General features: G+C 61.1%; 12 protein-coding genes. 9 read left to right on the top strand and 3 right to left on the bottom strand.

Features of this window, described 5'->3' with window-relative positions; genetic code table 11:
* Positions 1–99: 99 nt before the first annotated feature.
* The 3 genes from IHQ71_RS19555 (at position 100) to IHQ71_RS19545 (ending at position 4,645) form a co-directional block, all read left to right on the top strand.
* Entirely contained in the window at positions 100–1,902 is a 1,803-nt protein-coding gene (locus IHQ71_RS19555) for an ATP-binding protein (protein WP_258158107.1), read from the top strand.
* A gap of 33 nt (positions 1,903–1,935) precedes the next feature.
* A complete protein-coding gene (locus IHQ71_RS19550) occupies positions 1,936–3,591 on the top strand; it encodes a bifunctional diguanylate cyclase/phosphodiesterase (protein WP_258158106.1) in 1,656 nt (551 codons plus the stop codon).
* Between the two features lie 220 nt (positions 3,592–3,811).
* Entirely contained in the window at positions 3,812–4,645 is an 834-nt protein-coding gene (locus tag IHQ71_RS19545; protein WP_258158105.1) for an outer membrane protein, read from the top strand.
* Between the two features lie 81 nt (positions 4,646–4,726).
* On the opposite strand, the gene IHQ71_RS19540 is transcribed toward IHQ71_RS19545, so the two are convergent.
* The 3 genes from IHQ71_RS19540 to IHQ71_RS19530 all read right to left on the bottom strand — a co-directional run bounded on the left by IHQ71_RS19540 (position 4,727) and on the right by IHQ71_RS19530 (position 7,047).
* On the bottom strand, positions 4,727–5,260 hold the full coding sequence (locus IHQ71_RS19540) for a DUF992 domain-containing protein (RefSeq protein WP_258158104.1): 534 nt from the start codon (positions 5,258–5,260) through the stop codon (positions 4,727–4,729).
* Positions 5,261–5,432: 172 nt separating this feature from the next.
* A complete protein-coding gene (locus tag IHQ71_RS19535; protein WP_258158103.1) occupies positions 5,433–6,032 on the bottom strand; it encodes a YdeI family protein in 600 nt (199 codons plus the stop codon).
* Between the two features lie 13 nt (positions 6,033–6,045).
* A complete protein-coding gene (locus IHQ71_RS19530) occupies positions 6,046–7,047 on the bottom strand; it encodes a Gfo/Idh/MocA family protein (RefSeq protein ID WP_258158102.1) in 1,002 nt (333 codons plus the stop codon).
* A 197-nt stretch (positions 7,048–7,244) separates the two neighbouring features.
* Here IHQ71_RS19530 and IHQ71_RS31925 point away from each other — a divergent pair, with 197 nt between their 5' ends.
* The 6 genes from IHQ71_RS31925 to serA all read left to right on the top strand — a co-directional run bounded on the left by IHQ71_RS31925 (position 7,245) and on the right by serA (position 13,036).
* Positions 7,245–7,883, top strand: coding sequence for an NAD(P)/FAD-dependent oxidoreductase (locus IHQ71_RS31925; protein WP_308737860.1), 639 nt, complete (start codon positions 7,245–7,247; stop codon positions 7,881–7,883).
* Between the two features lie 14 nt (positions 7,884–7,897).
* Positions 7,898–8,491 carry a hypothetical protein gene (locus tag IHQ71_RS31920; RefSeq protein ID WP_308737859.1) on the top strand — a complete coding sequence of 198 codons (594 nt, stop codon included), beginning with the start codon at positions 7,898–7,900 and terminating at the stop codon, positions 8,489–8,491.
* Between the two features lie 175 nt (positions 8,492–8,666).
* Positions 8,667–9,035 (top strand): hypothetical protein, encoded by a 369-nt coding sequence (locus tag IHQ71_RS19520; RefSeq protein ID WP_258158101.1) that lies wholly within the window; start codon positions 8,667–8,669, stop codon positions 9,033–9,035.
* 147 nt (positions 9,036–9,182) lie between these two features.
* On the top strand, positions 9,183–10,013 hold the full coding sequence (locus IHQ71_RS19515; protein ID WP_258158100.1) for an outer membrane protein: 831 nt from the start codon (positions 9,183–9,185) through the stop codon (positions 10,011–10,013).
* 178 nt (positions 10,014–10,191) lie between these two features.
* Positions 10,192–11,370, top strand: a complete 1,179-nt coding sequence (locus IHQ71_RS19510) for a phosphoserine transaminase (RefSeq protein WP_258158099.1) — start codon at positions 10,192–10,194, stop codon at positions 11,368–11,370.
* A 70-nt stretch (positions 11,371–11,440) separates the two neighbouring features.
* The gene (gene serA / locus IHQ71_RS19505) at positions 11,441–13,036 is read left to right on the top strand and encodes a phosphoglycerate dehydrogenase (RefSeq protein WP_258158098.1); all 1,596 of its coding nucleotides are present in this window, start codon (positions 11,441–11,443) and stop codon (positions 13,034–13,036) included.
* Positions 13,037–13,088: the final 52 nt, after the last annotated feature.

Here is a 13,088-nt window from a genome sequence, read left to right as displayed (position 1 = left end):
GAGATAAAGCGTTAACTGCGATTTAAGCCGCCCGTATCTCGTAGTAATTCTTTAGCAGTCGCAGGCCTACTCTCCAGCAGATTTACTCTGGAGAGACTTATGAACCTCGAAGACAACGGGCCGTCGTCGTCTGGAAATCCATTGCGGGGCAGCCTGCTTGGTAGTGTTCTGTCCTGCCGTGGATCGCAGGCCCATGTCGGTCTCATCCGACGTTCGGCGGCGGAAATGCCGCGCGCCACTGTCGGCAAGTTCGTGGCGCTCAAGCATGGCAAGGGCGCTTCGGTCGGCATGATCAGCGAAATTTCGGCTGCTGCCTCCACGGGGAGCATGGCAAATTGCCATGCGGTGGCTCAAGTCGATCTCATGGGCGAGATTACCTTCGCAGCGGATGGGTCGATCAAGTTCGATCGCGGTGTGCGCGAATATCCGGCAATCGGCGACGAAGTCGAACTGCTCGGGCGGGACAATCTCCACCTGATCTATTCCTCCTTCTCCGGCCAGCCCTTGAAGATCGGCGAAGTGCAGGAAGATGGTGGCGTTCCGGCGTATATCGATGCCGAGGGCCTGTTCACCAAGCATTTCGCGGTACTTGGCTCCACCGGCGTCGGTAAATCCTCCGGCACTGCCGTGATCCTGAACGAGCTGGTCAATGCGCGTCCGGATGTCCGCGTCCTGCTGCTCGATGTGCACAACGAATATTCCAACAGTTTTGGCGCTCGATCGACCGTGGTCGATCCGGACAGCCTCAAGCTTCCCTTCTGGCTGTTCAATTTCGAGGAGCTGACCGATGCCATCTATGGCGGCAAACCGGCGGTGCTCGAGGAACTCGATATTCTTGCCGAACTGATCCCTCTCGCCAAGAGCAGCTATTCCAGCATCAAGAGCGGTGCGGAACGGTCGCTGCTCGCCAGGCGCCATCCGCGCCAGAGCGGCTTCACAGTCGATACGCCCGCGCCCTATATGATCCAGGATCTGGTGTCCCTGATCGATGATCGCATGGGCAAGCTGGAAAACCGCGCGACACGCATGGTGCATCACCGCCTGATGGCGCGCATCGAGACGATCCGCAACGATCCGCGCTATGCCTTCATGTTCGAAAACGCCAATGTCGGCGGCGACACGATGGCCTCGGTGCTCGGCCAGCTCTTCGCGGTCAACACCAACCGCACCGGTGTCACCCTGCTCAAGCTCGCGGAATTTCCGGGCGAGGTGGTCGATGCCGTGGTCTGCGTGGTGTTGCGCCTGGCCTTCGAATTCGGCCTGTGGAGCGATGGCGGCACGCCGCTGCTGATCGTCTGCGAGGAAGCGCACCGCTTCGCCGCCGCCGATCACTCGATCGGCTTTGCACCGGCGCGCCGGGCATTGTCGCGCATCGCAAAGGAAGGCCGCAAGTATGGCGTCCATCTGGGCCTCGTCACTCAGCGTCCGGCCGAACTCGATCCGACCATCGTGTCGCAATGCTCGACCCTCTTCATGATGCGCATGTCCAACGAGCGGGATCACAGTCTGCTGCGCTCGGCGGTGGCCGATGCGGCGAGCAATCTGCTCCTGCTGGTGCCGTCGCTCGGTACCGGCGAAGTCGTGGGCGTGGGCGAGGCGATGCCCTTGCCGATGCGCTTCTCCTTCCGGCGCCTGCCGCGCGAGCGTCTTCCGTCGAGCGATCAGCTCACCAACGGCATGCATCTGACGGACGCCGAGCGCGCCGCCAATGTGGAAAAAGCCATCGACCGCTGGCGCCGTGCGACCAGCACACCGGCGGGCGTTCCCGGCGAACCCATGGCTCCAATTCCGCAGGAGCCATCGGTGCAGCCGGACGCTGCGGGGGGCCAGAATGCCCTGACGCGTGGCCTGCAGGCAGCACTTGCCGGCGAGGGCCTGCTTTCGCGACGGAACAAATTCTAGTCGAAGGCGACGATCGCCAATCGAGGATTCGGCATGCGCAATCCAGACACGGAATGGATGGACGATCCGCTCGGGCCGCAAGTGGATGCGGCCGGCGTTGTCGCGTCCGCGCCTGATCTCGGGCACATGCTCGACGTGCTGCCCTTCGGCATGCAGATTGCCGGCCCTGCGGGCGAGGTCGCCTATGCCAACGAGAGCTTTGCGTGGCTTTCCGCCGCGGTTGCCGGTCAGGGAGTGGACGGCGTGCTCAAGACCCGGTCCTTCGATTTCACCCTCGGCGGCAAGCCGTACACGGTGTCGCTGCTGGTCGATGAGACCGAGCAGATGACCCGCGAGCAGGCGCTGATACGGCGCGCCTATTTCGACGAACTGACCGGCCTGCCGAACCGCCGCGTCATCGAGCAGAGCGTCAATGCTCTCATCGGCCCGGGTGCGGCGCCTTTTGCGCTCGCCTTCATCGATGTCGACGGCTTCAAGCACGTCAACGATTTCTACGGCCACAATGTCGGCGATGCGCTGCTGATCCAGATCGCCGAGCGGGTGGCGTCCGGATTGCGCGAGTCCGACATGCTGGCGCGGCTCAGCGGCGATGAATTCCTCCTCCTGCTTTCGCCGATCGCCGATCTCGACCGGCTCGGCCACGATATCGACGTGATCAGCGATCGCCTGAAAGAGCCTTTCTATATCGAGGGCAACGAGATCCTGACGTCTGCGTCAATCGGCGTCAGCGTTTTCCCTGATGATGGAGCGAGCTACGATGCGCTGACGGCGAATGCCGACAGGGCGATGTATCGCGGCAAGGCGGTCGGCACCGGCTCCGTTCAGTTCTTCGATGCCACGATCGAGCATGCGGCGATCGAAAAGAGCCGGCTGGAGCAGCGCCTCAGGCTGGCGATCCGCGACCGCCGCGTCAGTTGCGCCTACCAGCCCAAGATGGATATCCTGACGGGCAATGTCTGCGGCGTCGAAGTGCTGCTGCGCTGGATCGACGAGGACGGCGTGATCCAGCCGCCGGGCGATTTCATCGCACTTGCCATCGACCTTGGCTTGATGGACGACCTGACCTACCTCGTACTCGACAAGACGGTCCGATCGATCGACCGCCTCAACGAGGCATTCGGAGAGACGGCATCGATCAGCCTCAATGTGGCGGCCAAGCAGGCGGGCGATATAAAGTTCATGCGCGAGTTGCTGGCGCGTATTGCGGCGACGGAATTCGCCACGCGCTTCATTCTCGAAATCACCGAGGAGGCCTTCGTGTCGAAGAGCACCTTCCAGGAGAGCGTGCTGCCGCTGATCCGCGAGATCGGTGCGCGTGTCTCGATCGACGATTTCGGTGTCGGCTATTCATCGCTCTCGGCGCTGGCCGATATCACCGCCGACGAGGTGAAGATCGACCGCTCGTTCATCACCAACCTGCACCAACGGCCACGCAGCCAGAATATCCTGAAAGCCGTGGAGGCGCTCAGCCGCTCGCTCGGCATGGATGTCATCGTCGAGGGTCTGGAGACGTTCGAAGAGCTCGCCTATCTCAAGGCCTGCACCAGCATCCGCTATGTCCAGGGCTATTATTTCTCCCGGCCGGTCATGCTGGAGGAACTCGAGGACAGGCGCGACGAGAGCCTGCGCCAGGAAACCGTGATCCGGCCGATGGCGATGAACCGCGCCTTCGGCGGCCGAGGCCGGTAAATCCAGAATTCCAGTTCATAATGCTGTAGTTGTGCTCAAACGCAGAAGTATGGTTAAGGCAATGTCGGCATTTTCACATCCTTAACCAAGCCGGTTAGCAAATCTTGCACCATGATGGGCCAGTTTAAGCGTGCCTTAACCATTCTCGTTCATGATTCAACCTGATCCGAAATTCAAGAGCCGGCTCTTCAGCCTGGCACGGTTAGGTGGAGTATTGATCATGAAGAGAATTCTGGCATTCGCATCCGTCCTGGCGGTGCTGTCGGCACCGGCCTACGCGGCTGACTTTGTCGAACCCGCACCCGCTCCGGAAGCCGTCGAACCGCTGCCCACCGGCGGCTGGTATCTGCGCAAGGACATCTCCTACGACTTCATGAGTTCAGATGGCGTCGATTACAAAGCCGGAAGAGACAACGCGAGTTTTAGCGACGTTGACCTCGACGACACCGGGAACCTTGGCTTCGGTGTCGGTTACCAGATCAATGACTACTTCCGCGTCGACAAGACTTTCGACTATATGTTCTCGACCAAGTTCCGTGGGTCGACGAAGGGTGGCGGTTCTAACGACGGCAGCGCTTGCGATGTCAAGTGCGTTTCGACCGATGCGTCTTCGTTCAAGGCCTTCAGCCTGATGGCGAACGCTTATGTCGACATCTACCGCTGGGGCGTGTTCACGCCTTATGTCGGCGCCGGTCTCGGTACCACCTACATCAACTGGGGTGATTTGAAGAACACTGCCTGCGCAGCGGGTGGCGGCGGCTGCGACGACACTGTGACGCACAAGGGCAAGGACAGCTGGCGCTTCACCTACGCCCTGATGGCCGGCACCTCGATCGACATCAATTGCCAATGGAAGGCCGATGTCGGCTATCGTTACCGCCATGTGGACGGCGGCAGCATGTTCGGTCGCAAGCTTAACGGCGGCCCCGGCTCAGACAAGGGCTTTGATATCCACGAAGTCCGCTCCGGTATCCGCTATCAGTTCGGTGACGCGTGCCCGGTAGCCTACATGCCACCGGCCGAACTTCCGGCCGAGCAGCCGGTCTTCAAGTAAGACAGCCTGCCAATTCATGAAATGTAAAAACCGCCCAGCGATGGGCGGTTTTCCTTTGTTTATGCGTTGTTGGTAGACGAATCAACGAACCGAAGCGAGGGTCACCGTGGTACCTGCCGCAGCGACATTGAGGCCAAGCTGGCCGGCAACACTGAGGGGCTGCAACTGGATCGAACCCTTGGTGCCGCCCAACAGCACATTGGCGCCGACGCCGGCGCCGAGCGTCGCTTCGGCGGATGCGCCGTAGTAGACGCCGCCCAGCGAGCCGCGATGATATCCCGCCGTCGGCGCGAACACCGCCCAGATGAGCCGGCCCTGAGCGGTATAGCCCAGATCGATGCCGAGTTTCTTGACCGAGCCCGCGTAGCGGTCCGGGGGATCGCCGCGGAAACTCGAATGGAAGACGCAATCGAGCTCCTTGGCCGAACCCAGGACATAACCACCGCCATTGCCGATATCGCAGGTGAGCGTTCCGATCTTCACGCCTCCTTCGACATCCTGTTCCACCGCGACCGGAGGTTCCTCGACGATGAGCGTGTCCGCGGCGCGGGCCGCCATGCCGCCCATGATCGCCAGCGCGGTTGCGGCGAGAGCCGTGATAATTGTCTTGTCCATTGAACTGTCCTTCTCAATTGCCGTTGGCCGCCGCACCCAGAGGTGAACGCTACTCAACCATCGGGCTCGTGCATCTCAAGATGCCGCCGACACAGTCCAATCCTTCACTTTCCATTGGGACTTTTCGAAGGCGCGGGGTTAAGGGCAGGTTCTCTGCCTCTCCGTCGGAATGCTATTTCGCGCGTTGCGGATAGATCGTCTCGCCACGCATGAGCATATCCACCAGAGTCTCGATCTTCTTCTTGCGTCCCGCCTCGGTCTTCATGTGATGGGTGCGGAATGCCAGCGCGAAGCGGTTCTGCGCGCTCAATTTGCCGAGCATCTCCTTCGCCTTCGGCTCGGCATCGATCGCGGCCTGCAGATCGTCGGGGATCTTCATCTCCTTGCCGCTGCCATAGGCGCGATCCCAGCGACCGTCCGCCTTGGCCGCCTCGACTTCTTTCAATCCGTGTTCGGTCATGCGGCCCGCCTTGATCAGCCGGGCGACATTCTCGACATTGATCTTGCTCCAGATGCTCTTCCGGGTGCGCCGCGTGTAGCGCTGCAGATAGCTCTTGTCGTCAAGGCCTTTCCGCACTGCATCGATCCAGCCCCAGCAGAGCACCGCGTCGATCGCCTCTTTCGGCGTGATCGATTTCAGCCCCGACCCGACCTTGTGGATCTTTATCCACACCTCGTCCTCGCTGTCATGGTGCTGTTCGAGCCAGTTGTAGAAGCGCTGCTCATCGACGAATTCATGAACCTTGTCAGGATCGACTTTCACAGGCGGCATGGGAACTCCGTGGTTAGCGGTAGAATGTTGGCATCTCTTCGACCGGCACGGCGGTCTTCTGGCCGCTCCGGCAGGCCGCGAGGCAGGCCTCGGTCACTTTCATGGAGCGGTAGCCGTCCCAGGTGCTGGCGCCGTGGTTGGGCATGCCGTGGATCGCGTCGATCCAGCCCTGCAACTGTTGGCGATAGGCATGCTTGAATCTGTCACGCCAGTCGGGCGGCGTTTCGAAACCGTCGTAGCCGGCATGGCGGAGCATTGTCGCCGGCGAGGTGTTGAGCGACACGGTGCCCTTCTCGCAGACAAGTTCCGCACGCACGTCGTAGCCATAGATGCAATCGACGAAGACCTCGATATCGACGATGACGCCGCTCGCCGTTTCCAGCAGGATGAATTGCGGCTGACGGTTCGGCGCGAGCCTGCTCGCACGCGGACTGGCTACGGTTGCGGAAACGATCTCGTCCTCGAGCAGGAAGCGCGTGATGTCGAATTCATGGCCGGCACTGCTGGCGATCACCAGTTCCGACGTCAGGTAGTCCGGCCCGACGGCATTGCGGTGGATGCAGTGGAGAAACAGCGCCTGGCCGAGGCGGTCGCTTGCCAACGCCTCTTTCATAGCGATGTAGCCGGGGTCGAAACGGCGCGTGAAACCCACCTGTATCAACCGCCGGCCACCCGTCGTCTCTGCCTTCATGACATCGACGGCACCGGCAACCGTGCTCGCGAGCGGCTTTTCCACCAGAGCCGGCTTGCCTGCCGCAATACAGGCGAGCGCCAGTTCGCTGTGGGTCGCGTCTGGCGAGCAGACAATAATCGCATCGATGCCTTGGTCGGCGATAAGAGCAGTGGCACCATCGAAGACGCGCGCGCCGGTCTCCTCCGCCAGCGAGACGGCACGCGCTTGATCAACATCGAAGACGCCGGCAAGCTCGGCTCCGGCGACGCATGAGGCGAGAATGCGGGCGTGATCGCTGCCCATGACGCCAGTGCCTATGATTCCAACGCGTGTAATGGGCATTGCCGTCCTCCCGCTTGTCATTCGCTTTTGTGAGATCCATAGCGCAGGCGGGCATCTTGGTACAACGTCCAGCATCATTCCCAGCGGAACGGGCGTGTCTGCGAAAATGAACCTCCCAGCTTTACATCCAGCCTGGTCTTGCCCGAGGCCGAAGCGAAGGCGTAGGATGCGGCCAGCCTTTCCAGCGGGGGACAAGCATGGGCGATATTCTCGACGTCATCGTGATAGGCGCCGGGTCGGCAGGGCTCGGCGTCAGCTATTTCCTGAGCCGGCAAGGCCTCAGGCACAGGGTGCTCGATGGAGGCCGCATCGCCGAGACATGGCGGACCCAGCGGTGGGATTCGTTTCTGCTGAACTCGCCCACCATCCGCTCCCTGCTGCCGGGCGATACCTATGAGGGCACGGACCCCTGGGGTGCGATGACCTGCCAGGATTTCGTCTCGTATCTCGAAAACTATGCGGAACGGCACCATCTGCCGGTCAGCATCCGGACCCGCGTGACGGAACTGGCAGCGGACCAGGGGATGTTTCGGGTCACCACATCGGATGGCGTGCTGCTGGCGCGCAATGTGGTGATCGCCACCGGCGACCAGAATCGACCCGTCCGGCCGCCCATGTCGGCGGACTTGCCTGATGCGATTGCCCAGGTCGATTGTCCCGCATACCGCAGTGCCGATGCCCTTGCGCCCGGCGCGGTTCTGGTCGTCGGCAGCGGGCAGTCGGGCGCCCAGATTACCGAGGATCTGGTATTGGCCGGGCGCAAGGTGTTTCTCGCGACCAGCCGCACCGGCCGCTGGGTGCGGACCTACCGTGGAAGCGTCCTGCTTCACTGCTGACGCTTTCCGGCTTCATGGATGTCCGCCGTGAAGAGGTGATCCGCCTGGCCGGCAGGGTGCCGACCCGCGCGCTGGTCGGCCCGACGCATACGATCAGCCTGCAATCGTTGAGCGCCGAGGGTGTGGTCCTGCTCGGCCGCTTCAGGGGCGTGGAGGACGGCAGCCTGATTTTCGGCGACGAAGTTCCCGAGCATCTCAGATTTGCCGACGAGGTCTCCGCAAACACCAAGCGCCTGGTCGATGAGTACATCGAGCGCGCCGGTCTCGATGCGCCGCCGGCCGAGGACGACCCCGCCGAGACGGTCGAGCCGCGCCTGCCCGATCCCCCGATCCGCGCGCTCGACTGGCAGGCAAGCGACCTCGGAACGGTGATCTGGTGCACGGGCTTCACGGGCGACTTCTCCTGGGTCCATGTCCCAGGCGCCCTCGGTGCCGATGGCCAGCCCATCCATGAGGATGGCGTCGCCACGGTTCCCGGTCTCTATTTCTACGGCCTCGAGTTCGCATCGACGCGGAATTCCGGCATTGTACCGGGGATCGCGAAGGAGGCGGCCCTGCTGGTGGAGAGGCTTGTGGAAAATAGTGCAAGCCTCGCATCGACTGCCTGAAGGTTGGGCAGGAACGACCGGGCATGCCGGTCCGCGCGCGAAACCGGTACACGCCGAATATCAAGAATGATGGCGGGACTGGAGAGGTAGTTGGTCGGGAAAGATTCTACTTTTTGGATTATCGAATTAGTCAGCCAACACCCGCTAGCATTGTCTCTTTAGCGAGAGACGCAAAATGAACAACGGACTGAAAACTTACTTCTTAAGCCTGTTGATAGGCACCCCCATCATTGTTGGGACAATGCTTCTGCGTCCTTTCTGGCATTCCGAATGGGGGCCATCGACATTTGTCCTGATTTGCTGGATGGCCCTGTCACTCTATCTCGGATGGGGAGGCAAGGGTAAACCGTATTCTCTTCGCTTCGGTTTGATCGCCGGCAGCGCCATTACACTCTATGCCGTCATGACGTTCCTGATCACAAAGTATACAGGTATCAACATGTACATCGGCATGATTCCGTTCTTCCTACTCGTCTACGTTTCCACGAAATCCAAAATCGTCAAAGATCGTATACGTGAGGTGAACCCGGATGAGGGCGACTAGGCGGGAGGGTTGATCCGCTTTCCTTAACAAACACGGTAAACGCTCTCTCTCGAAACATGCTTAACTCAGGGTTAACCTCTCCTTGGCATAGTTTTTCCAAATCGAATTCTGGCTGGTTTGCGCCGGCCGCGTCGCGAGGAAATTGCCATGAAGATCCGCCATAGCCTGTTTGCTGTCCTGGCTTTAGTCGTCGCGACACCGGCACTCGCTTTCGACCTGCCGCCGCCGGTCGAAGCGCCGGAATATACCGGCACGATCTCGGGCGTCGGCGGCTGGTATATCCGCGGCGATCTCGGCTACAACGCGTCCCTGGATGCCGGCAAGCCGAGCTGGGAGAACTACAGTTCCAACAATAACAGCTATGAGAATGTGACATTCGATTCGGCGCGGCTCGACGGCAATTTCAACCTCAGCACCGGCGCCGGCTACCAGTTCAACGACTATTTCCGTACCGACCTGACGCTCGACTATTTCAAGACAGATTTCGACGGCAAGTCGATGCGGAACACATCATGTTCTCCCGCGCAATTGGCCAGCACCAAATGCGGCTACAGCCATACCGACAGCCTTGCCTCGCTCGGTCTTCTCGCCAATGCCTATGTCGATCTCGGCACGGTCTGGGGGCTGACGCCCTATGTCGGCGCCGGTGCCGGTGTGGCCAGTGTCGACTGGAAAGGCATGACGACCTCGAAATATTGCACCGGCAAGAACTGCGACAATGGGATCCCGTACAAGGACCAGGAGACGTCCGGCATCGAAAGCTGGCGCTTCACCTATGCGCTGATGGCCGGCGTCAGCTATGATATCGCTCCTCGCACCAAGCTCGATCTGGGCTACCGCTATGCCAATATCGCCGGCGGGGACATGACGGACTATGGCGAGGCCGAACAGAAGAAGGGTGCCAAGAACCCCAAGGCCCAGGATGATGGCATCGGCCGCCACGAGTTCCGCGCCGGCCTGCGCCTGACCACCTGGTAAGCCACCCAGCAACCGAATTGACGCAGAGAGGCGGGGCAGGACTCCGCCTTTTTTGATGCGTCAATTTATCTTCTGTTTGCGCCATAACGCGCTTGACTTGGAATTGCCCTTCCCATATCCCCAGCGGCGGGACACCTCTCCCCAACGAGAGGCCATATACCTGGAAGGGTAGTTTATCATGGTAGAACTCGCAGTTCCGGCGTCACGTCCGGCGAACACGCATTTTTCTTCCGGCCCCTGCTCGAAGCGCCCGAACTGGTCGCTCGATGCGCTCAAGGACGCAGCGCTCGGCCGCTCCCACCGCTCGAAACTCGGCAAGAACAAGCTCAAGCAGGCGATCGACCTGACGCGCGAGATACTCGACGTGCCGGCCGATTATCGCATCGGCATCGTGCCCGCGTCGGATACCGGCGCCGTCGAAATGGCGCTGTGGTCGCTGCTCGGCGCGCGGGGCGTCGACATGGTGGCCTGGGAAAGTTTCGGCGCCGGCTGGGTCTCCGATGTCGTCAAGGAACTCAAGCTTCCTGATGTCCGCAAGTTCAACGCCGATTATGGCAAGCTCGTCGATTTCGCCAAGGTCGATTTCGACCGCGACGTCGTCTTCACCTGGAACGGCACGACCTCGGGCGTGCGTGTCGCCAACGGCGATTTCATCCCCGCCGAACGCAAGGGCCTTACCATCTGCGACGCGACTTCGGCGGCCTTCGCGCAGAACCTCGATTTTGCCAAGCTCGATGTCGTCACCTTCTCCTGGCAGAAGGTGCTGGGCGGGGAGGGCGCCCATGGCGTTCTCATCCTTTCGCCACGCGCTGTCGAACGGCTCGAATCCTATGAACCAGCTTGGCCCTTGCCGAAGATCTTCCGCATGACCAAGGGTGGCAAGCTGATCGAGGGCATCTTCCAGGGCGAGACGATCAACACGCCTTCGATGCTATGCGTCGAGGATTATATCGATGCACTGCTCTGGGCGAAGTCGCTTGGCGGCCTCAAGGCATTGATGGCTCGCGCCGATGCCAACGCCCGAGTGATTTTCGATTTCTGCGACAAGAACCCCTGGCTCGCCAATCTCGCCGAGGTTCCGGCCACCCGCTCCAACACCTCCGTGTGCCTGAAGATCGTCGATCCCGCTGTGACGGCGCTTGATGCCGATGCGCAGGAGGCCTTCGCCAAGGGCGTGGTCGCAACGCTCGAGAAGGAAGGCGTGGCCGTCGATATCGGCGCCTACCGCGATGCGCCGTCGGGTCTGCGCATTTGGTGCGGTGCGACCATCGAGACCTCCGATCTCCAGCGTCTCATGCCGTGGCTCTCCTTCGCTTTCGAAAAGCAGAAGGCAACGCTCTCCGCCAAGGCGGCCTGATTTCAACCTCCTCCGGCCATCGGGGGAGGCAGCCAATCCCAGATTTCATATACCTTTTGAGGAGGCCATCATGGCACCGCGCGTACTCGTATCCGACGAACTCTCGGAAACCGCCGTCCAGATCTTTCGCGATCGCGGCGTAGACGTCGACTTCCAGCCGAAGCTCGGCAAGGACAAGGACAAGCTGGCCGAGATTATCGGCAATTATGACGGCCTTGCGATCCGTTCCGCCACCAAGGCGACCGAGAAGCTGATCGCCGCCGCGACGAACCTCAAGGTCATCGGCCGTGCCGGCATCGGCGTCGATAATGTCGATATCCCGGCCGCCTCGCGCCGCGGCATCATCGTCATGAACACGCCGTTCGGCAATTCGATCACCACTGCCGAACACGCCGTCGCCATGATGTTCGCCGTCGCCCGCCAGCTTCCCGCCGCCGATCTTTCCACCCAGGCCGGCAAGTGGGAGAAGTCGAAATTCATGGGCGTCGAGATCACCGGCAAGACGCTCGGCGTGATCGGCTGCGGCAATATCGGCGGCATCGTCTGCCAACGCGCCATCGGGCTGAAGATGCATGTCATCGGCTATGACCCGTTCCTGAGCCACGAACGGGCGTTGGAAATGGGCATCCAGAAGGTCGATCTCGATGAGTTGTTCGAGAAGGCCGATTTCATCACGCTGCATGTGCCGCTGACCGACAAGACCCGCAACATCATCGATCATGCGGCGCTCGCCAGGATGAAGGATGGCGTCCGCATCATCAATTGCGCCCGTGGCGGCCTCGTCGTGGAGGCCGATCTCGCCGAAGCCATCAAGTCGGGCAAGGTCGCAGGCGCCGGCTTCGACGTCTTCGAGGTCGAGCCCGCCGAAGCCAGCCCGCTCTTCGGCCTGCCCAACGTCGTCTGCACACCGCATCTCGGCGCCTCGACCACGGAAGCGCAGGAAAATGTCGCGCTGCAGGTCGCCGAGCAGATGTCGGACTACCTTATCAAGGGTGCGGTCTCCAACGCGATCAACATGCCTTCGATCACAGCCGAGGAAGCGCCGATCCTGAAGCCCTATATCAAGCTCGCCGATTGCCTCGGCGCTTTTGTCGGCCAAGTCACGGAGAGCCCGATCAAGGCGATCGAGATCCTCTATGACGGCGTCGTCGCCGAGATGAACACCAAGGCGCTGACTTCAGCGCTTCTGGCCGGCCTCATCCGCAGCCAGGTCGCGGACGTCAACATGGTTTCGGCGCCCGTGATGATCAAGGAAAAGGGTATCATGCTCTCCGAGGTCAAGCGCGACAAGTCGGGCGTCTATGAGGGCTATGTGAAGCTCACGGTCACCACCGAGAACCAGACCCGCTCGATCGCCGGCACTGTGTTCTCGGATGGCAAGCCGCGCTTCATCCAGATCAAGGGCATCAACATGGACGCCGATGTCGGCGCCAACATGATCTACATCTCCAACACCGACGTGCCGGGAATGATCGGCTTCATGGGCATGACGCTGGGCGAGGGTGGCGTCAACATCGCCAATTTCCAGCTCGGCCGCGACAAGCAGGGCGGCGATGCGATTGCATTGCTTTATGTCGATGAGCCCGTCAAGCAGGAGGTGCTCGACAAGCTCACCGCACACACCGCCATCCGCCAGGCCCGACCGCTGGTGTTCAACGTCGATTGATGGCGCCATAGCTTCCTCAACCCTTTCTCCCATTAGGGAGGAGGGGTTTGCC

The organism is Rhizobium sp. TH2, assembly GCF_024707525.1.
Lineage (GTDB): Bacteria > Pseudomonadota > Alphaproteobacteria > Rhizobiales > Rhizobiaceae > Rhizobium_E.
This window is presented reverse-complemented; position numbering and strand designations above follow the sequence as displayed.